The sequence below is a fragment of the Enterococcus sp. MSG3299 genome, from assembly GCF_050555765.1.
Classification (GTDB): domain Bacteria; phylum Bacillota; class Bacilli; order Lactobacillales; family Enterococcaceae; genus Enterococcus; species Enterococcus faecalis.
Genome location: NZ_CP187870.1, coordinates 60,554 through 79,387, shown reverse-complemented (window position 1 = coordinate 79,387; position 18,834 = coordinate 60,554). Strand labels below are relative to the sequence as shown.

At 32.2% G+C, this 18,834-nt stretch carries 21 protein-coding genes; 12 read left to right on the top strand and 9 right to left on the bottom strand.

What is annotated here, in order from left to right; genetic code table 11:
* Nucleotides 1-259: 259 nt before the first annotated feature.
* The 5 genes from IGL23_RS14035 to IGL23_RS14015 form a co-directional block, all read right to left on the bottom strand.
* A complete protein-coding gene (locus IGL23_RS14035) occupies nucleotides 260-616 on the bottom strand; it encodes a hypothetical protein (RefSeq protein WP_002360663.1) in 357 nt (118 codons plus the stop codon).
* On the bottom strand, nucleotides 609-1,391 hold the full coding sequence (locus IGL23_RS14030; RefSeq protein ID WP_002369746.1) for a ParA family protein: 783 nt from the start codon (nucleotides 1,389-1,391) through the stop codon (nucleotides 609-611). The genes IGL23_RS14035 and IGL23_RS14030 overlap by 8 nt, the downstream gene beginning before the upstream one ends.
* Before the next feature lie 253 nt (nucleotides 1,392-1,644).
* On the bottom strand, nucleotides 1,645-1,941 hold the full coding sequence (locus IGL23_RS14025) for a hypothetical protein (RefSeq protein ID WP_002387528.1): 297 nt from the start codon (nucleotides 1,939-1,941) through the stop codon (nucleotides 1,645-1,647).
* A 257-nt stretch (nucleotides 1,942-2,198) separates the two neighbouring features.
* Nucleotides 2,199-2,285, bottom strand: coding sequence for a type I toxin-antitoxin system Fst family toxin (locus tag IGL23_RS14020; protein WP_012881081.1), 87 nt, complete (start codon nucleotides 2,283-2,285; stop codon nucleotides 2,199-2,201).
* 184 nt (nucleotides 2,286-2,469) lie between these two features.
* The gene (locus IGL23_RS14015) at nucleotides 2,470-3,075 is read right to left on the bottom strand and encodes a recombinase family protein (protein WP_002367801.1); all 606 of its coding nucleotides are present in this window, start codon (nucleotides 3,073-3,075) and stop codon (nucleotides 2,470-2,472) included.
* A 130-nt stretch (nucleotides 3,076-3,205) separates the two neighbouring features.
* On the opposite strand from IGL23_RS14015, the gene IGL23_RS14010 reads away from it, so the two are divergent.
* From IGL23_RS14010 to IGL23_RS13995, 4 genes are all read left to right on the top strand, one after another.
* The gene (locus tag IGL23_RS14010; RefSeq protein WP_002367800.1) at nucleotides 3,206-6,178 is read left to right on the top strand and encodes a Tn3 family transposase; all 2,973 of its coding nucleotides are present in this window, start codon (nucleotides 3,206-3,208) and stop codon (nucleotides 6,176-6,178) included.
* 602 nt (nucleotides 6,179-6,780) lie between these two features.
* The gene (locus IGL23_RS14005) at nucleotides 6,781-7,098 is read left to right on the top strand and encodes a heavy metal-binding domain-containing protein (RefSeq protein ID WP_002394802.1); all 318 of its coding nucleotides are present in this window, start codon (nucleotides 6,781-6,783) and stop codon (nucleotides 7,096-7,098) included.
* A gap of 35 nt (nucleotides 7,099-7,133) precedes the next feature.
* On the top strand, nucleotides 7,134-7,802 hold the full coding sequence (locus tag IGL23_RS14000) for a CPBP family intramembrane glutamic endopeptidase (RefSeq protein ID WP_002403283.1): 669 nt from the start codon (nucleotides 7,134-7,136) through the stop codon (nucleotides 7,800-7,802).
* Nucleotides 7,803-7,918: 116 nt separating this feature from the next.
* Nucleotides 7,919-8,173: a hypothetical protein gene (locus IGL23_RS13995; protein WP_002394800.1), complete on the top strand. Its 255-nt coding sequence runs from the start codon at nucleotides 7,919-7,921 to the stop codon at nucleotides 8,171-8,173.
* Between the two features lie 159 nt (nucleotides 8,174-8,332).
* Here the strand turns inward: IGL23_RS13995 and IGL23_RS13990 are convergent, their stop codons facing one another.
* From IGL23_RS13990 to IGL23_RS13980, 3 genes are read right to left on the bottom strand one after another with little or no spacing between them, the layout of a single operon-like run.
* Nucleotides 8,333-8,566, bottom strand: a complete 234-nt coding sequence (locus tag IGL23_RS13990; RefSeq protein WP_002394799.1) for a hypothetical protein — start codon at nucleotides 8,564-8,566, stop codon at nucleotides 8,333-8,335.
* A 1-nt stretch (nucleotide 8,567) separates the two neighbouring features.
* A complete protein-coding gene (locus IGL23_RS13985; RefSeq protein ID WP_002394798.1) occupies nucleotides 8,568-8,852 on the bottom strand; it encodes a hypothetical protein in 285 nt (94 codons plus the stop codon).
* Between the two features lie 16 nt (nucleotides 8,853-8,868).
* Complete coding sequence (locus IGL23_RS13980) at nucleotides 8,869-9,489, bottom strand: recombinase family protein (RefSeq protein WP_013438829.1); 621 nt, start codon at nucleotides 9,487-9,489, stop codon at nucleotides 8,869-8,871.
* A 203-nt stretch (nucleotides 9,490-9,692) separates the two neighbouring features.
* Here IGL23_RS13980 and mazE point away from each other — a divergent pair, with 203 nt between their 5' ends.
* The 4 genes from mazE to fic all read left to right on the top strand — a co-directional run bounded on the left by mazE (nucleotide 9,693) and on the right by fic (nucleotide 12,184).
* Nucleotides 9,693-9,923 (top strand): type II toxin-antitoxin system PemI/MazE family antitoxin, encoded by a 231-nt coding sequence (gene mazE, locus IGL23_RS13975; protein ID WP_002362431.1) that lies wholly within the window; start codon nucleotides 9,693-9,695, stop codon nucleotides 9,921-9,923.
* Nucleotides 9,923-10,264, top strand: coding sequence for a type II toxin-antitoxin system PemK/MazF family toxin (locus IGL23_RS13970; protein WP_002394791.1), 342 nt, complete (start codon nucleotides 9,923-9,925; stop codon nucleotides 10,262-10,264). Before mazE ends, IGL23_RS13970 begins: the two co-directional genes overlap by 1 nt.
* Nucleotides 10,265-10,375: 111 nt before the next feature.
* Nucleotides 10,376-11,314, top strand: a complete 939-nt coding sequence (locus IGL23_RS13965) for a hypothetical protein (RefSeq protein ID WP_002394789.1) — start codon at nucleotides 10,376-10,378, stop codon at nucleotides 11,312-11,314.
* Between the two features lie 267 nt (nucleotides 11,315-11,581).
* Entirely contained in the window at nucleotides 11,582-12,184 is a 603-nt protein-coding gene (gene fic / locus IGL23_RS13960; RefSeq protein ID WP_002367780.1) for a protein adenylyltransferase Fic, read from the top strand.
* A gap of 233 nt (nucleotides 12,185-12,417) precedes the next feature.
* Here the strand turns inward: fic and IGL23_RS13955 are convergent, their stop codons facing one another.
* Nucleotides 12,418-13,098, bottom strand: coding sequence for an IS6 family transposase (locus IGL23_RS13955; protein ID WP_002367779.1), 681 nt, complete (start codon nucleotides 13,096-13,098; stop codon nucleotides 12,418-12,420).
* A 254-nt stretch (nucleotides 13,099-13,352) separates the two neighbouring features.
* Between IGL23_RS13955 and IGL23_RS13950 the strand changes: the two genes are divergently transcribed.
* From IGL23_RS13950 to IGL23_RS13935, 4 genes are all read left to right on the top strand, one after another.
* Entirely contained in the window at nucleotides 13,353-14,291 is a 939-nt protein-coding gene (locus IGL23_RS13950; RefSeq protein WP_002335374.1) for a 2-dehydropantoate 2-reductase, read from the top strand.
* Nucleotides 14,292-14,316: 25 nt separating this feature from the next.
* Nucleotides 14,317-15,354 (top strand): PTS sugar transporter subunit IIC, encoded by a 1,038-nt coding sequence (locus IGL23_RS13945; RefSeq protein ID WP_002355369.1) that lies wholly within the window; start codon nucleotides 14,317-14,319, stop codon nucleotides 15,352-15,354.
* Between the two features lie 285 nt (nucleotides 15,355-15,639).
* Nucleotides 15,640-16,320, top strand: a complete 681-nt coding sequence (locus IGL23_RS13940; protein WP_002394194.1) for an IS6 family transposase — start codon at nucleotides 15,640-15,642, stop codon at nucleotides 16,318-16,320.
* Between the two features lie 534 nt (nucleotides 16,321-16,854).
* On the top strand, nucleotides 16,855-18,639 hold the full coding sequence (locus IGL23_RS13935) for a MucBP domain-containing protein (RefSeq protein ID WP_430619696.1): 1,785 nt from the start codon (nucleotides 16,855-16,857) through the stop codon (nucleotides 18,637-18,639).
* Nucleotides 18,640-18,834 lie beyond the last annotated feature (195 nt).

The following is an 18,834-nucleotide window of genomic DNA, read 5'->3' as shown; positions in this document are numbered from 1 at the left end:
AGCTTTACCTCTCTGTTTTTGTTAGTTTATAGTTTAACCTACTTTTATTTCCCTTGCAAATACTGATATAACAGTATTTCCCTACTTTCTTATTATATCACGATATTGTGATATAATACAATTGCGATATCGGAATATCGTGATATTACAATATTTAAAAGATTATTATTGATACAACAGCGTTTGTAGAAAAAAAACAACAACAATATTATGATATTGTTGTTGTCTAATATTGTAATATTGTGATACCACAATATTATCAAATTTTATTTTGTTTTTTTGCCATTTCATATCCTTTAATTAAATACTCTTCAGGAATAGATTTCAAAAGCGTTTCTTCGATAACATCAGGTTTACTTTTTTCTGGTTCGCCAATTGAAGTCCAGTATTTTAAAGCATTTGCAAGGATTGGATTGATCCGAATACTATCAGCATTTCTTTTGCTGTTACCTTGTTGTTTAATCAATTTTTCTATGTTTTTTTTATTCATAACAATGTGTTCATGTGTAGTTTTTAATTCTTTTTCATTAGAAGTAGTTGCTTTAGTTGGATTGGTGTCTTCTTTTCCTGCACCCAAAAGTCGTTCCGCGGCTGATTTTCCTCTATTATTACTCATTCAAATCTCCTACCTTCTCTAAAAATTCTTTTGTAAACTGGATATAATCGTCTTCAGCGGTCGAAGTCTTATTAAAGCTAATCAAGTCGGAACCTGCTGCTTGGGCTTCATCAACAGTGATAGTTCGTCTAATGTAAGTATCAAATATGTTTACGTGGAGGGCATCAGAAATTTGATTTGCTGTTTTATTCATTTCTTTTGAAATGTTAAATCTTTCATTATATTTTGTGAAAAGAACACCTCGTATGATTAAGCTCTCATTTGTGTATTCTTTAACAGTCTCGATTGTTTCGTTCAATTTAACTAATCCTTTTAGTGAAAAATATGCGGCTTCTACAGGAATAATAATTTCATCAGAGACAGTGAACGCATTTACTGTTAATATACCCAAACTTGGTGGGCAATCAATAATAATATAATCATAGTTTTCTTCAATTGGTTGAAGAACTCTTTTAAGTCTATGTTCACTTCCAACTTGTGTAAATTCACGTTCTGCTGAAGAAAGAGCAATATCAGCAGGAATTACATCGATTCCTTTGTAATTTAGAATAGCTTCAGTAATCGAAGCCTCATCTTTTAATACTTCATATATTGTTGGAACATTCGTGCCATCAATGTCGAATCCAAAATTATCAGTGGCATTTCCCTGGGGGTCCATGTCAATTACAAGTACGCTTTTGTTAAAAGTAAAATGCAATGCCGCTCCAAGGTTAATGCTAGTCGTTGTCTTTGAAACACCGCCTTTTTGGTTTGCAACTGAAATTATTCGTGCCATAATAATGTCCTCCTTGTGATGTTATGTCATTATTATATCACAATATCGCAATATTGCAATATCATAATTTATTAATATTACAATATTGTTCGATCGTGGAGTCATACTATTGCGATTTATTAATATTACGATATTACAATTGTATAGTATTGTTACTTCGCGATATAGTGAAATTGTAGCAACGTGATATTGTAATAATACAATATTATTATAGTTTGACTATACGATGTTACAATAGTGTGATATTACAATATCATTCTTCGTCTATAATTTTTTTAGTTCGTCTGTGGCGTTCTAAGTGCAGCAAATAATCGTCTTGCAATTTTAGAAGGTCTGAATAGACCTGATCCATAGTCTTGCTGGCTGACAAAGAAAGAGAATAAATAAATGAGATAGGAAGTGTTTCAATTTTTTTGTTACGAGTAATCCAAGAAGAAACAGTTCCTTGAGAGAAAGCATGTAATTCACAAAATTCTTCTACAGTAATCCCTAGATGCTTGATAATGTATGCGTTGATAGGGTGTGGATATACAAAGGTTTTTCTAGGCATGGTGGGTAAGTTTCCTTTCTTAGGTTATTAATGCGTTCGCAGTAATATTATACTAAAAAACATGCAATAAGGGAAGGGCGTATCTGCTTCTTTTTTGTTGACCTCTTTTAATAATATGTTATACTGAAGGTGCGAAACGAAATTAGTTCAACAGCTCAGTTACACCAAAAAGCCCTCCTACCGCAAATAGGGGGGCTTTTTTTTGCGCTGTTGCGACTTCAGCGTTGGAGTTAGAAGGCAACTGCTTAGATTATCGGCTAATCGTCTAACCAACGATCAACTAGCAAAAGTACTAGACCCACAAGTAGCGGTGCGATAATCAACGAAATTAGTTTCTCAGCCATAGTTACACCACCTTACTTGGCAGTTGCCGCAATAATTATAACATAAATTTAAAATATCCCTATGGCCTTTTATAACCTTCAGTACTTTATTTCATCTATAAATCTCTTTTCCTAACATATACGGGGTACATGGAACATAGAAACGAAAATGCACGGTAGAAAAGCGAATAACTGTAGATAAAATCTACAAATTATTCGCTTTTTTTATTTTGTATACGGTTGGCCGAGAAAGTCCATTTTCTGTTGCGATTTCTGCTACTGTATCTCCTTGTTTTAATTGCTTGACTACTGTTTGGTAAACAAGACGTTTTTGAGGGTTTTTAGAATTTGGCGCATACTCTGTCGGACGTCCTTTATACCGTCCCGCTTGTTTGGCTAAAAGGACCCCTTGACGTTGTCTCTCCTTAATTTTTTCTCGTTCATTTTGGGCAATATAACTCAATAACGATAAAAACATGTCAAACATAGCTGTATCTAACAGTTCATTCCCTGTATTGAAATTTAAAAATGGGGCGTCAAGAATTTGTAATGAGACGTTTTTCTGCTTCATAAACGCGACCGTCTGTTTAATGTCTTCATAGTTTCTTCCTAAACGATCAAGCGAAGCAACAACCACACAATCTCCTTCGCGAATATAATTCAGCAGTTTTTGAAATTCAGGTCGATTACAATCTTTTCCACTTGCTTTTTCTTGAAATAATTTGTCGATTTTGAGTTGGTTCAACATTGCAACTTGTCGGTCTAAATTTTGGTCTTGACTAGACACACGAATATAGCCAATTTTTGCCATAAACTCTCCTTAAAAAGTGATATAATTTACATGTAAAATTTACTTGTGTTTTTACTGTTATCATAACATTTTTAAAAGTAAATTATAAGTCTACTTAAAATTTACTTCTAGGAGGATTAAAACAGAATAAATGAAAGATAAAAAGGATTCTTTTGGAACTTATTTAGGGGAGCCTAGTGCTGAACAATTAAATCAATTTTTTTATTTACATGAAAAAGATTTAGAAATAATTTCTACAATGAGATTGTCTTCAACTAAGTTAGGATTTTCATTACAATTAAGTTCGCTAAGATTTTTAGGAACATTTTGTACAGATATAAACACTATTCCTGAAAATGCGATTATTTATGTGGCAGCTCAGCTAAAAATTAATCCTAAAGAGATACATAATTATAAAAGGCGACAAACAAAAGATGATCATGTCAAGTTAATTAAAAATATTTATGGGTATAAAGAGTTTAGCCATCTAAAAAAGTATTTAAGTAATTGGCTATTAAATAGGGCCATTTATACTACAGAATCTACAAATATGCTCTTTGATATGCTTCTAAAAAAATGTTTAGATGAGAAAATAATATTACCAGGGTTTACTACTTTTTCACGTTTTATAGCTAGCATCGTTGAAAAAGCTGAAGAGCAATTATATAAACAATTAGCATTAATTCCAACGAATAAGGAGAAAAAACAACTCTTAAATCTTTTAGAATTAGTTGGAACACCTGTTTATGGAGCAACAATTAAAATGGATATTTTAAGAACTCCTTTGACTGACTACAGTTTGAAAGAAATTTCTAGAGGATTTGAACGATTAAAACAATTCCAAACTTTTTCTACAGAAAACTGGCAAATAAAATTAATTCCTGAAGGAAAAATAAAAATATTAGCCAATTATGCATTTAAAGCTAAAGCCCAATTGATTCAACGTATGAGTGAACAGAAAAAAATAGCTTTGTTAGTAGCATTTATTTATATCTATAAACGAAAAGCTATGGACGAACAAATTTTAGCCCTGGTTAATTTTTTTGAAACAATTTTTAGACGTGCTAAGAATAAAGAAGCTAATGAAAGACTTCGGACAATTAAAGATTTAGACCGTGCAGCTTCAACACTTTCAGATATTGTTGAATTTGTTATGACAGAATCCTCTAATAACAGTGATAGTTCTATACGTAGTCAAATTTTAAAAAAATATTCTGAAGAAAGCATTTATTCTGCAGTCACACAAGTTAGAAAATTAGTGAAAAATGAGCAAGAACCTATTGCTATTGTTGAACTTCTAACTACTTATCGAAAGTTTAAAAAATTTATTCCGGATATTTTAATTACTTTAAATTTCGACAGCAACAACTATGGAAATAATTGTAAAGAACTTTGGTCTTTCATAAATAATCGTTTCCCTAACCCAATCACTTATAAAATGTTTCAAACAATTGAACATACTCTTCCAAAAAAATGGGTTTATTATATTCAAGAAAATCCAAATCAGACTAATAAATGTGTTTTAATTGCCGCAATTGAATGCTTAATTCAATCGTTCAAACGGCATGATATCTATATTTCCCAAAGCAATCTTTATAACAATCCTATGGATTGTTTACTGGATAAACAAACATGGCTTCAACAAAAAGGGATTGTATTAGAACAACTAGGTCTACCTTCTTCTGGAGAAGAAGTATCTTTATGGTTAAAAAAAGATTTAGATCTTTCTTACAAAGAAGCATTAAGACGTTGGCCTACTTCTAATATGGCTCGAATAGAAAATAATAATCAATTAATTGTTTCCAGATTAAAAAAAGTTTATGAAAATAAAGAAGAGAAAGCGTTTAAATTACGTATTCAACAATTATTACCCAAAATTGATTTAACAGATTTGTTATTAGAAGTAAATCAACAATTAAATCTTACTCAACTATTTAATCACTTAAATGACAAAGACACAAAAATGAAAGACTTAGATATTAGTTTACTAGCTGTTCTTTTATCAGAAGCTTGTAATATCGGTTTTTCTCCAGTTTCAAAAAATAGTATTGATTCGTTAAAATATGATCGCCTAATCTATGTTAATCACCACTATATTCGAGTAGACACGCTCTCTGCAGCTAATCAAAAAATTATTCATGCACACCGAAAACTTGCTATAACTAAATTATGGGGAGACGGTTATATGGCATCAGCTGATGGTATTCGTTATATTACTCCACAACGTTCTCTATATTCTAAAAGCAACCCAAAATATTTTGGGCGTGGTCGAGGAATTACTTTTTATAATTTTATTTCTGATCAATATATAGGATTTCATGGTATGGTTGTTTCTGGTACACTCCGTGATTCATTGTACTTATTAGAAGGATTTCTTAATCAACCTAGCGAGCTAACTCCTAATCAGATAATGACAGATACAGCTGGTTATAGTGATATGATATTTGGGCTTTTTGCCTTATTAGGATTCCAATTTAGCCCGCGAATCGCAAATGATAAAGGAACAAAACTTTGGCGAATTGATTCTGATGCGGATTATCACGAACTTAATACACTATCACAAAATAAAATCAATTTAACACTTATTCAAACTTATTGGGAAGAAATCCTTCGGGTAGCAGGTTCCTTAAAATCAGGTAAAGTTAATGCGACAGAGTTAACAAAAGCACTTCAACGAAATGGGCAACCAACAGAGCTAGGTAAAGCTATTACTGAATATGGGAAAGTGTATAAAACAAAACATCAGCTTCGCTATATTTCTGACGAAATTTATGCACGACAAATTCTAGAACAATTAAACAAAGGAGAATCACGTCATGCTTTATGTCGAAATATTTTTTATGGACGTAAAGGAAAATTATACCAAACCTATTATGATGGAATGGAAGAACAGCTTAATGCATTAGGATTGGTTACTAATGCCATTATCTATTGGAATTCATTGTATTTAGAAAAAGTCTTTGAACAAATGAAAAAAGAAGGATATGATTGTTCAGAAGAAATGTTACGAAAACAATCTCCTTTAATTAGTGATCATATTAATTTTGTTGGCAAGTACACCTTTAAATATGAACAAGAACTTTCTGATGGAAAATTACGTCCATTAAATTTGGAAAAATTTTAGTAATGTTCGTCTTTTTTTATTACCGTGCATTTTCGTATGAATGTTCCAATAAAATATTTAGCATAGAAAAGTAGATAATCACAAGAATCGTATGAAATCAACGTTTCTTGTGATTATATTTTTATCCTACCGTGCATTTTCGTTTCTATGTTCCATGTACCCCTTAACTAAGAGGAAATCATGAATATACTCTTTTTAAGTATTTACCTTTTTTATGTAACCTCTATCTTGGTAGGAATTTATCAATGGCTAAAAAAAATAAAGAAGTTATAAAAAATTTCACTCTATAAGAATAAAGGCAATAACCACTTAAAATCGAGGGTTAAATTCATGACACTACTACTATTGGCAAAGTGGTTATTACCAAAATTTATTTTATCAGAAATTCAATAAATTTAAATACTTTTCATCTCCTTAGAATGCCTATATTAATTCTCTTCTATAAAAAACAACAGTTATATTTATTGATAAGATCAATATTTATTATATCTAATCAATTTTAGTCAGTTACTTTAAGTTATAAAATAACAATATTGTAAGTTTTTTTCCTCTCTTTCATATGCTATACTTATAACATAAAATTTTGAAAGGGGTTTTTTAATATGCTCATAACAACTTCAGAAAAATTATATGGTGTAGAATACGAAACACTTGATGTAGTATTTGGTGTAACAACACATTCTAAAAATATTGTAAAAAATATTGGCGCAGGATTAAAAAATTTAGTGGGCGGAGAAATCAAAGCGTATACAGAAATGCAACAAGAAGCACGAAAAATAGCAATGGACCGTTTAAAAGAAGAAGCAAAAAATATTGGGGCCGACGCTATTATTGCTATGCGTTTTGACTCTGGATCTATTAGTAATGACATGCAGTCAGTTGTAGCATATGGTACAGCTGTTAAATTTAAGAATCAATAGAAAAAACGAACATTGGTTTTAATAGGAGTGATTATATGAACTATGCAAAAAGAATATTTTCAATTTTCATATTATTTATAATTAGTCAAATTGGAATCACTGCTTTTGGAGTAATAAAACAATTATCTTTAGATGCAGGAGAAAAAAACTTAAATATTTCCTCGACACTTGTTACAGTCATACTTGTTGTTATTAATATTCTTTTTTTAATCTACTTAGCTAAAAGAATGAACATTATAAAAACAAATCATCCATTTCTTACTAAAAAAAATATTTTGATTATTTTAGTAGCAACATTAATAGATCGAGGCATAGCTATTGGTGGAACATTGTTATTAAATATGCAAGGACACACAACTACAGCAAATGATTCGACTCTTATTAAATTATTTAGTGGAGTATCTCCTGTTTTAGTGGTTTTATTGTTAGGAATTGCTGCACCAATTATGGAAGAAATTGTATTTAGAGGAGGTATCATAGGATATCTTGTAGAAAATAATGCCCTATTAGCAATATTAATCAGTTCTTTTTTATTTGGGATTATTCATGGCCCTACAAATTTTATCAGCTTTGGAATGTATTTCTTCATGGGGATTATCCTTTCAGTTTCTTACTACAAAACAAAAGACTTAAGAGTAAGCATATCCATACACTTTTTAAACAACTTATTCCCTGCAATTGCTATAGCTTATGGTCTTATATAATAAGCTAACAAAAGATTAACAAGTTTTGAAAATATGTAATATTTACTAATGATTTTTTATCATATTTTATATGTATAAATCTTTATACTCTTAACTAATCTTAAGGAGGAAACTATATGAAGAGATATCTATTTACATTCATTCTCTTTTTAGGAGTAGTAGCAAACCTTTTAGTACTGACACCACAACTATATATTCATTCTCAACAAACGGTAGTAGGACTAATTTTAGGAATTATTGGTTTTATTTTAGCTATTTTCAATTATAAAAAAGGATATAAAACTTACCATAAAATTGCTTTTATCTTAGGTGGTATTATCAACATTTATCCAGTTTTATATTTTACATTTCTATTTTTTGCACTTGGTTAATTTTACTTCACTTAAAACACCATAAAATTCGCTATTTAGCTTAATTTTATGGTGTTTTATACATCTCTAAAATAAAAAAAGCAACAACCACCAAAAATTCGAGGTATTACTTTATACATACTGACACTATTATATTGAGGAAGTAGTTGTTACCTATTATTATTTTATCAAGATTTTACCTTTTTTCAATTCTTTTTTTGTGCGTATTTCTACATAAGAACCGTTGCTTAATTTATATTCTTTTTTACAGCTACTACACTTAAAATGATTATATTTTCCTAGCTCTCTTCTAGCCAATTGGCCGCAATCACAAGCAACATAAGCAACTACATTTGTCTTGTTCCACGTAGTAATTTCTATTCCCCAGTAATCATATTTTTTTCGAACAACCATCTTAATTCTCTCCGTTTCTAAAACTATATCTTGCAACCATTTCTCTATATTCTTGTTTTGTTTTAGGCTGAACTCGCAATACTTCTTCGGTCAACTCTAATAATAGTTTTTCCACTTTTACTGACATTGTATCAAAAATAACCATTGGCTGTTTTTCTTTTGCTACACGTTTTTTATATCTTTGAAAATTTGCAGAATAGAGTCGACCATTTGACATTTTTTCTATTCCATACCCTGAAATTAAAGGATTTTCCAACAACTGAATAATCTTCTCTCTATTTTCCATAATAACTTCTCCTTATCTATTTTTCACTAAGTAATTGTTCTTCTTTAGCTTGTTTTTTAATTCGTTTAAGAGTAGACAAAGAAATACCTGTTTTCTTCTCTACTTCTCTCATGCTGTTTGTTTCCATTAACTCTAGTGCATGTTTGTATTTATCATTTAGAACTCTTTTCGGACGTCCTTCTCGATAATTTTTATTGTTCGCTCGATGCCATTGTTTCCCTTCTTGCGTTCTCGTCACGATTAAATCTCTTTCAAATTGCGCAAAGCTCCCCAACATGTTCATCATTAATGTTTGCATAGAATCACTTTTATTTGGCTCAAAGGTTAGGGCATTATCTAAGAAGGTGATAGTCACTCCTGAATTGTTTAAAGAAGAGATAATCGAATTTAAATCAACAATACTTCTAGCCAGCCTATCAATTTTCGTCACTAAAACTTTATCGTCAGGTTTTACAATAGATAGTAGTTCTTCTAATTCTTTTCTTCCTTCTTTTTTTGTTCCCGTATATTTTTCACTGAAAATTTTTTCTGCTCCGGCTTGTTCTAGTTTTTGAATCTGGGTTTTGTAATCTTGATTACTAGTACTCACTCTTGAATAACCATAAATGGACAAAATTTTCTCACCTTTTCTGAACATAAGTTTTTGACACTTGATAATTCCAAGTATAGCACGAAAAAACAAAGAGGTCAAAAACTTTTAAGTATCTGAACCCAATGAATTAATCCCGAAATATCTAATCTCGATTATATAACTAAATTACACTAAGTTAATTAAATATAGTGTATAATTATTTAAAACTACTTAATTATTTAGTATAATGAAATACAAGAGGTGATTGGATGTTAACAACAAAATCTAGAAAACAAGGAAGTTCTGTAGTATTGACATTACCATCTAATAACGGACAGAAACCAAAAGCAGACCAAGAATATATAGTGATGTATTCTGATGATGGGACAATTACGTTAGTCCCTAAATTACAAGATCCATTTAGTGGTGGATCAGAAGGGGAGTACTACGAAAAAGATGAATGGCATGACATTGAACCTGGAGGGAGAGAATTATTTTAATGAGTGACGAAAAGAAATATATTCCTAAAAAGGGCGATATTGTATGGATAGATTTCGATCCTTCAGTTGGAAAAGAAATACAGAAAAGACGTCCAGGTCTAGTAGTTTCTAGATATGAGTTTAATAGAAAGACAATGTTTGCAGTAATTTGTCCCATAACTTCTACAATTAAAAATATGCCCACTCGTTATACATTACCTGATGAAATGGAAACTCATGGACAAGTCGTTATTTCCCAATTAAAATCTTTAGATTTTACAGAAAGAAAGTTAAGCCAAATAGAACATTTACCATTAAAGGATATGGCTAAAATAGATCAAATCATTGAATACATTTTTTAATTATAATAGGAAGAAAGAATACATATAATATTTAATGTTCATGAATTCTTTCTTTTTATAACGTCTATTTACTATAACGTATTATAGTAAATAGACAGAAAGGAGGATAAATTGAACCTAAGAAAAATAGAACATGAAATTGAAGAAATATTGTCTAAGGATACTCATTCATGGGTGCGTCTATACGAGCTAATAAGAGAAGTAGAATATAGTAAATTATGGCGTAATGAGTATAGTTCTTTTACACAGTGGATTAAACATTTAGCATATGTAACAGGAGTAACTGAATCTCTAATATGGAAAAGAAAAAAAGCAGGAGAAATATACTTTGACTACCAACAACGAGCAAGAAGTAGGGGAGTTAGTGTTCCTAACATAGAGGACGTAGAAGTCAGTCCAGATAACTTTGAATTAGTAGAAAAAATTAGCCAAGGAAACAGCCAAATAAAAGATGAATTAATGCAACAAGTTTTAGCAAAAGATATTAAGCGATCTGATTTAGTAAACACTTGGTCAACTATTAAAACGATTCAAGCTAAAGAGGGTGGGGGAATCGTTAAAAAGAATAGATACTCTAAAATTGATAGTAGTGACGAACAAATATTTACTATATCTGATTTTTCGTTTGCATTGTCAGAAAGTTCGTGGTTACAAATTGCTAAGAATTCATATCACAAAGGAAAATCAGTTTATAAGCTAATTCCCAATTTTTCCTTTTATTCTTCGTTATTGATGAGATCTGTTACTTTAGATTTTTTATTGCTAGAAAACGTGTCTAGTAAATACACACAAGAATTAAATACACATAGCATCGAAATAGTTTTTTCGGATAACAAACTTAACAATATAATTTTAAATACTAAAACTAATTATAGCTGGGTCGTTGTTCCTGAAGATATCTCACTCATTGCACTTAAACAGCTTCCTAAAGAAATAGGGTTATTAAAAATTTCATCTAAAAGAATAATACAAGTTGTTAGGAATGCAGCACTTACTAATGAAACTAGTAAATTAGATATTTTGCAAGCGTTCATTGTTAAAAATATCTAAATTAATGTCTAATATGTAATAACAAAAAACATCTATTATATATCATCAACTATCTATCATGATGATGTTCCAGATTTAAAAAAGGGCATTGAGTTTATTTTCACCATTAGGAAAAAAATATATTATTGGAGAAAAGCTGGATAGTATGTATCTTTAGTTTTTTGATTGTTATGTAGCTTTCGTGCTAAAATACATTGAAAAACTTAGCATGAAAGTTGAAAGAGTTATTGAAAAAGAGGATTAATAATTAATAGGCGGTGAATTCAGTTGTTAGAAAACAAATTAGGTATTATTAACCAACTTGAGTTAAACAGAGTTGAGGAACGTGTCAGTAAAGAAAAGGCAAAACAATTATATGACTCTGGAGATATTGACAGAGTAGAAATTGGAACATTCAAAGGTCTATCATATATCCATAATTATTTGTTTGAAGATATTTATGAATTTGCAGGTAAAGTACGAAGTCAAAATATTTCTAAAGGAAATTTTCGCTTTGCGCCAGTAATGTATCTAGAAGTCGCTTTAGAACATATAGATAAAATGCCACAAAGTAATCTAGATGAAATTGTAGCCAAATATGTTGAAATGAACATCGCTCACCCTTTTCGTGAAGGTAATGGTAGAGCAACCCGAATATGGCTAGACCTAATCCTGAAAAAAGAATTACAGCAAGTTGTAGACTGGAACTTAATCAATAAGGAAGATTATTTGTCTGCAATGGAAAGAAGCCCAGTCAAAGATTTGGAAATCAAATATTTAATCTCAAATGCTTTAACTGATAAAATTAATGATAGAGAAATCTTCATGAAGGGTATTGATATTAGCTATTATTATGAAGGGTACACCGAATACAATGTTGATGACTTATAATCTAATTAAGAAAAAATAATTTTTAGGAGTTTGTTATAGTCATAAAACGAACTAAAAAAATTATAGCCCATACTATTGCTAGTTATATAATTTATCATTTTGATAGTAAGACTCTATAAACTTCAAATAAAGTTTTTGATTTAAATTGCTACACTAATCTCCAAATTAGATTTCAAATCGGTTCTGTTGCAAAGTTTGAAAATCAAACGCGCCCTCTCTGAACTCCAAATATCTTAGGCTGGTATTCCCATTAATACCTTGATTTCAGTAGACACCGAAAAGCCGAAGAGCGTTCCATTTCTTCGGTTCTTTTTATATATTCCTCGAATGGTCTCCATGCCCTTAATCGTGGAAGAGGCTGTACGGAGACTTTGATAAAATTTATTCCGTCGTTTAATAGGTCGATGGTCTTGTTCTATTAAATTGTTAAGATACTTCACAGTTCGGTGCTCTGTCTTAGTATATAAACCCACACTCTGTAACTTTCTAAAGGCGGAGCCAAGAGAAAGTGCTTTATCGGTCACAATTGCTTTCGGCTCACCAAACTGTTTATGGAGTCGTTTTAAGAAAGCATAGGCTGCTTGCGTATCCCGTTTCTTTCGTAACCAGATATCTAAGGTTAAGCCGTCCGCATCAATTGCACGATAAAGATAATGCCAACGTCCCTTAATTTTGATATAGGTTTCGTCCATTTTCCATGAATAGAAGGATTGTCTATTTTTCTTCTTCCAAAGATCATAGAGGACTTTGCTGTACTCTTGCACCCAACGATAAATCGTAGTATGACAAATATTTATTCCACGATCATATAACAATTCCTGAACTTCACGATAGCTTAGATTGTAACGCAGGTAGTAACCAACAGCGACAATAATGACGTCTTTTTTGAATTGTTTGCCTTTAAAATAATTCATTACTCTGTCCTCTCTGTCTTTTTTCTCAATTTTACACTAAAATAGATTTTTTGGAAACTTTGCAACAGAACCCCTAGGTTCATTAATGGTATTAGGATCAGCATTCATTTTTAAAAAGAGAATCTAATTAAGTATTTATAAAAGCATGGTCGCAAGTTTTACACTCTCCTACTTGAAGTTTCCGAATGAAAACTCTATAATGAGAAATGTGAAAATGTTCACTTATTATAAATTAAGTTTGGAGGCTTTTATTTATGAAAATTGCAATTGCAGGGGCCGGCGCGATGGGTTCCCGGTTCGGACTGATGTTGAAACAAGGTGGTAACGATGTTTTGCTAATCGACGGCTGGCAGGAGCATATCAATGCCATCAAAGAAAACGGATTGAAGGCTAATTATAATGGCGAAGAAATTACTGTTAAAGTCCCAATTGTTAATCAGAATGAGGTGCCCACTGGTGAGCAATTTGATTTGATTATCTTATTCACGAAGGCAATGCAGTTGGAAAAAATGCTGCAGGATGTTAAACCATTAATTGCTGATCACACAGAAGTTTTGTGTCTTTTAAACGGTATCGGTCATGAAGACGTAATCGAAAAATTCGTACCGATGGAAAAAATCTTTATCGGCAACACCATGTGGACTGCTGGTCTAGAAGGTCCCGGCAAGGCTAAATTATTTGGCAGCGGGTCTGTTGAATTGCAAAATCTAGGTATTGGTCAAGAAGAATCAGCGAAAAAATTGGCGGAAACTTTGTCCGCGTCTGGTTTAAATGCCAAATATTCCGACAACATTCATTATTCAATTTATCGTAAAGCTTGTGTCAATGGTACGATGAATGGCTTATGCACGATTTTAGACGTCAATATGGCGGGGCTTGGTGCAACCAAACCTGCTCATGACATGGTAGTGACTATTGTTAACGAATTTGCAGCTGTTGCTGCCAAAGAAAACGTCAACTTAGACATTCCCGAAGTAATCGAACATGTAGAAACTTGTTTTGACCCGACTACGATTGGTATGCATTTCCCATCGATGCACCAAGACTTGATAAAAAATAACCGTTTGACCGAGATTGACTACATCAACGGAGCCATTTCTCGTAAAGGTAAAAAATATGGAGTAGTAACTCCTTACTGTGATTTCTTAACGCAACTGGTTCATAGTAAAGAAGAAATTCTAGGAGCGAAATAGTAATAATTAGAAAGAGGACGAGAAAATGGAAGAAAAATTAACTCCAAAAATATTTTTAAATAAAGTATTAGCGGGTACCGCAACGGGGATCATCGTAGGGTTGATTCCTAACGCGGTATTGGCAGCAATTTTGAAATTATTTGGTGAAAATACCTTAGCAGTAACGATCACACAAATGGCAGTTATTTTCCAACTAGCTACTCCACTATTGATTGGCGCTTTGATTGCGGTGCAGTTTGGCTTCAAACCAATGCAAATGTTAGTAGTTGCCGGTGCAGCTTTCGTTGGCTCCGGTGTTGTGAAATTCAATCCTGACACAGCTACTTATATCGGTGCTGGTACCGGAGACATCATCAATACCATGATTACTGCATCAATCGCTGTCGGCATGATCTTGTTGATCGGCGAAAAATTTGGGTCCGTGGCAATTGTTGCAACACCAATCGTTGTTGGTATCGGCGCTGGTCTAATCGGCTATTATTTATATCCTTACGTAACCAAGATTACTGCCGCTATCGGTGACTTAATTAATACCTTTACTACTTTGCAACCAATTTTGATGTCAATCTTGATTGCATGTTCCTTTGCTTTCTTGATTATCTCGCCGATCTCTACAGTTGCCATTGGTATGGCAATTCAATTGAACGGTGTTTCTGCTGGTGCAGCCGCTATGGGTGTTGCCGCAACAACAGTTGTCTTGGTAGTTAACTCTTGGAAAGTCAACAAACCAGGGGTTACTTTGGCCATCGCATTGGGTGCTATGAAAATGATGATGCCAAACTTGTTTAGGAAACCAATTATCTTGGTACCATGTCTATTCACCGCTATCATCTCAGCAATTCCAGTAGCGTTATTCTCAGTCTCAGGGACTCCTGCTTCTGCTGGTTTCGGTTTGGTAGGGTTGGTAGGTCCGTTGGCTTCATTGGACGCCGGTTTGAGTATTATTCTACTATTAATCAGCTGGTTTGTTGTACCAATCGTAGCTGCTTTCGTAGGTCAAATCTTATTTGAAAAAATCTTGAAATTGTATGATCGTAAAGATGTTTTCGAATTTTTAGGATAGTCAACTAGAAAAAGTGTGAGCCTTGTGCTCACGCTTTTTTGTGCAATTGAAGTTGGTGAATCTCAGCGAAAAGAGAAATGTACCTTAAATAGTGTGTTTCTGGTCAATAGCACAATGAAATATCTAAATACATTATGAACTGCTTTTCGTTTTATGAAGAGCAGTTTGTGCTATTTGAGAAATTGCTCAATTTAATCATTAAGTAGTTTCATCGGTTCTGTTGCAAAGTTTCCAAAAAATCTATTTTAGTGTAAAATTGAGAAAAAAGACAGAGAGGACAGAGTAATGAATTATTTTAAAGGCAAACAATTCAAAAAAGACGTCATTATTGTCACTGTTGGTTACTACCTGCGTTACAATCTAAGCTATCGTGAAGTTCAGGAATTGTTATATGATCGTGGAATAAATGTTTGTCATACTACGATTTATCGTTGGGTGCAAGAGTACAGCAAAGTCCTCTATGATCTTTGGAAGAAGAAAAATAGACAATCCTTCTATTCATGGAAAATGGACGAAACCTATATCAAAATTAAGGGACGTTGGCATTATCTTTATCGTGCAATTGATGCGGACGGCTTAACCTTAGATATCTGGTTACGAAAGAAACGGGATACGCAAGCAGCCTATGCTTTCTTAAAACGACTCCATAAACAGTTTGGTGAGCCGAAAGCAATTGTGACCGATAAAGCACCTTCTCTTGGCTCCGCCTTTAGAAAGTTACAGAGTGTGGGTTTATATACTAAGACAGAGCACCGAACTGTGAAGTATCTTAACAATTTAATAGAACAAGACCATCGACCTATTAAACGACGGAATAAATTTTATCAAAGTCTCCGTACAGCCTCTTCCACGATTAAGGGCATGGAGACCATTCGAGGAATATATAAAAAGAACCGAAGAAATGGAACGCTCTTCGGCTTTTCGGTGTCTACTGAAATCAAGGTATTAATGGGAATACCAGCCTAAGATATTTGGAGTTCAGAGAGGGCGCGTTTGATTTTCAAACTTTGCAACAGAACCTTTTAAAGTATACTAAGTTATCTTTTTTAATTTTAGGAGTAATCATTATTGTAAGTTTTACTATTTCTAAAATTATTCAAGTCATATTCACAAAAAGTAAATTGAAACGTAGAATATAAACTACAGACAGCTTAAATTTTGGCTGTCTTTTTTATGATTATTTATTGTTATTGACATGACAATTTTGTTCAAATTCCCCAATAGATTCACAATTAAAAGACCCAACAGGGTATAACCGGTTGATACTTTTCTATGTTAAAATTGTTGCTAAGTAAGTAGTAGGTCATTCAAGTTGAGCATACTTTAATTTAGGGAATAATAGTGATATTCAAATAAATTACTACTATCTTAAAGTTATTATGTCTATTGCTCTTTATGTTGTTTATTAAGGTAGTTTTTATAATTTGAAAAAATTTCTTAATTTGTGTATATTCTATGTAATTAGGGTTAAAAATAAAATATAATTTCAAGGAGGAAGAAATGATAAAAAAAATACTTTTCGGAGTAGTATGTATTTTTGCGTTTGGGGGAATGGCAATCACTGCATTTGCAGATGATACTCTGCCTATCTATGGTTCACGTATTTGGTTTGATTTAAATGGCAATGGAATACAAGACCAAAATGAACCGTCAGCACCTGCTATTCATTTTGATAAACTAGCCTTTACAAATAAGGATTTGACGGTAGGATTTGATTATCCAGGAAATAATCATTTGAATGCTGGATCTACTACAACTCCTATTAATTCTGCTACAGCTGTTATTGAGCCTAAGTCAGCATGGGTAAAGCAGAATTTAAATAAAGATTGGTCGGAAATAGAAGATAAAGCTATGGAAACAGATGATTGGACGGAGTACGAAAGTGTTTCAAAGCAATTTTCTGATGCTAATCCGCTTATGGATAATGCCGAAGTACCATACAGAACAGGTTTCGGGAACCTAAATTTAGCTAACTGGATTGCTCAAAATGTACCCGAAGATAGCCCATACATTAATTACATTTACATTAATCCTAGTCAACTACCAAAATGGTTAACTATTACTGAAGCCAATAAAGCAAGTATTGTTAATAGTTCACAATTTTCAGCAGATGGTTTCTATTACTTTGATAATAAAGCTCCTCTCCAAACAGTCAGTGGTTTCTACAATTTAGACGGAACATTTACTGAAAGTAATGATACTCAAAATCCGTATGTTCACAGTTATGCAATAGCAAATCTAGGATTAATTCCTCATGCTTCTATAAAACTTGATATGACAACAGAACAAAAAATAAGTAATCCAAATGAAGAAATTACTGTAACCTACACAGTTAAAAATGACGGTACGAGCGATCTTGAAAACATAACTTTATCCGATATCGATTTTCCAGCATTTAATTTGAAAAGTGGAGAAGAAAAGACTTTTAGTGTGGCACAAATACCTAATCAGCAAGGAATTATAAATACAACTGTGCAAGGTGATCTTAATTATTACTATGATCAAGTTTACTTAAATCCCGATACAGGAGAGACTTCAACCACTCCACAAAAACCCATGCATCTATTGACAGTTACTGATGATAAACAGGTAACGGTGACTTACCCGACTACAAAACAGTCAACAATAACAGTCCGCTATATGGATGAAGAGGGAAATCAATTAATTGATCCTATTACTAAGACAGACATTGTAGGTAAGGAGTATTCTACTGAGCAAAAAACATTTGACGGTTATCAATTTGAAAAGTTAACGGGAAATGCTTCTGGTGTATTTACAGAGAGTGATCAAGAGATCGTCTATGTATATAAGAAAATTGTAACTCCTCCTGTAAAACAATCAACGATAACAGTTCGTTATACGGATGAAGAGGGAAATCAATTAATTGATCCTATTACTAAGACAGACATTGTAGGTAAGGAGTATTCTACTGAGCAAAAAACATTTGACGGTTATCAATTTGAAAAGTTAACGGGAAATGCTTCTGGTGTATTTACAGAGAATGATCAAGAGATCGTTTACGTATATAAAAAAATTGATGTGTTAAAAGAAGAGAATAAAGGTCAAATTAACAAAACATCGAATACTGAATTTAAAGAAGCAAACAAGTCAAATGATAAAGTTAAAATGGATAATGCTTCTACAGGAAAAAAGATTGATAAATCTTTGCCTAGAACAGGATTTAATAATAATTTAGTATTAAATACATTGGGCTCGGCTTTGCTTGTAGTTAGTCTTATTGGTTTTACTGTTGTATTTGTTATTAGAAGAAAACAAAAGAGATAAGAACGTTTAAGATAAAACTCAATATAATAAATTATTTTTTTATATTCCAGATAATCCTGATATGAATGAAATTTCAAAAAAATAGGAAATGCGATTAATTTAAGTGAGGAATAGAAAATTCTGAAGTAACTATATATCATAAATTAAACCGATGGGTCAAAAACTTAAAAGTTTTTGACCTCTTTGGTTTTTATG

Excerpts from the sequence above, each read along its gene's own strand:
- IGL23_RS14035 (WP_002360663.1), bottom strand. The coding sequence starts at position 616 with ATGAGTAATAATAGAGGAAAATCAGCCGCGGAACGACTTTTGGGTGCA.
- IGL23_RS14030 (WP_002369746.1), bottom strand. The coding sequence starts at position 1,391 with ATGGCACGAATAATTTCAGTTGCAAACCAAAAAGGCGGTGTTTCAAAG.
- IGL23_RS14025 (WP_002387528.1), bottom strand. The coding sequence starts at position 1,941 with ATGCCTAGAAAAACCTTTGTATATCCACACCCTATCAACGCATACATT.
- IGL23_RS14020 (WP_012881081.1), bottom strand. The coding sequence starts at position 2,285 with ATGGCTGAGAAACTAATTTCGTTGATTATCGCACCGCTACTTGTGGGT.
- IGL23_RS14015 (WP_002367801.1), bottom strand. The coding sequence starts at position 3,075 with ATGGCAAAAATTGGCTATATTCGTGTGTCTAGTCAAGACCAAAATTTA.
- IGL23_RS14010 (WP_002367800.1), top strand. The coding sequence starts at position 3,206 with ATGAAAGATAAAAAGGATTCTTTTGGAACTTATTTAGGGGAGCCTAGT.
- IGL23_RS14005 (WP_002394802.1), top strand. The coding sequence starts at position 6,781 with ATGCTCATAACAACTTCAGAAAAATTATATGGTGTAGAATACGAAACA.
- IGL23_RS14000 (WP_002403283.1), top strand. The coding sequence starts at position 7,134 with ATGAACTATGCAAAAAGAATATTTTCAATTTTCATATTATTTATAATT.
- IGL23_RS13995 (WP_002394800.1), top strand. The coding sequence starts at position 7,919 with ATGAAGAGATATCTATTTACATTCATTCTCTTTTTAGGAGTAGTAGCA.
- IGL23_RS13990 (WP_002394799.1), bottom strand. The coding sequence starts at position 8,566 with ATGGTTGTTCGAAAAAAATATGATTACTGGGGAATAGAAATTACTACG.
- IGL23_RS13985 (WP_002394798.1), bottom strand. The coding sequence starts at position 8,852 with ATGGAAAATAGAGAGAAGATTATTCAGTTGTTGGAAAATCCTTTAATT.
- IGL23_RS13980 (WP_013438829.1), bottom strand. The coding sequence starts at position 9,489 with ATGTTCAGAAAAGGTGAGAAAATTTTGTCCATTTATGGTTATTCAAGA.
- mazE (WP_002362431.1), top strand. The coding sequence starts at position 9,693 with ATGTTAACAACAAAATCTAGAAAACAAGGAAGTTCTGTAGTATTGACA.
- IGL23_RS13970 (WP_002394791.1), top strand. The coding sequence starts at position 9,923 with ATGAGTGACGAAAAGAAATATATTCCTAAAAAGGGCGATATTGTATGG.
- IGL23_RS13955 (WP_002367779.1), bottom strand. The coding sequence starts at position 13,098 with ATGAATTATTTTAAAGGCAAACAATTCAAAAAAGACGTCATTATTGTC.
- IGL23_RS13950 (WP_002335374.1), top strand. The coding sequence starts at position 13,353 with ATGAAAATTGCAATTGCAGGGGCCGGCGCGATGGGTTCCCGGTTCGGA.
- IGL23_RS13945 (WP_002355369.1), top strand. The coding sequence starts at position 14,317 with ATGGAAGAAAAATTAACTCCAAAAATATTTTTAAATAAAGTATTAGCG.
- IGL23_RS13940 (WP_002394194.1), top strand. The coding sequence starts at position 15,640 with ATGAATTATTTTAAAGGCAAACAATTCAAAAAAGACGTCATTATTGTC.
- IGL23_RS13935 (WP_430619696.1), top strand. The coding sequence starts at position 16,855 with ATGATAAAAAAAATACTTTTCGGAGTAGTATGTATTTTTGCGTTTGGG.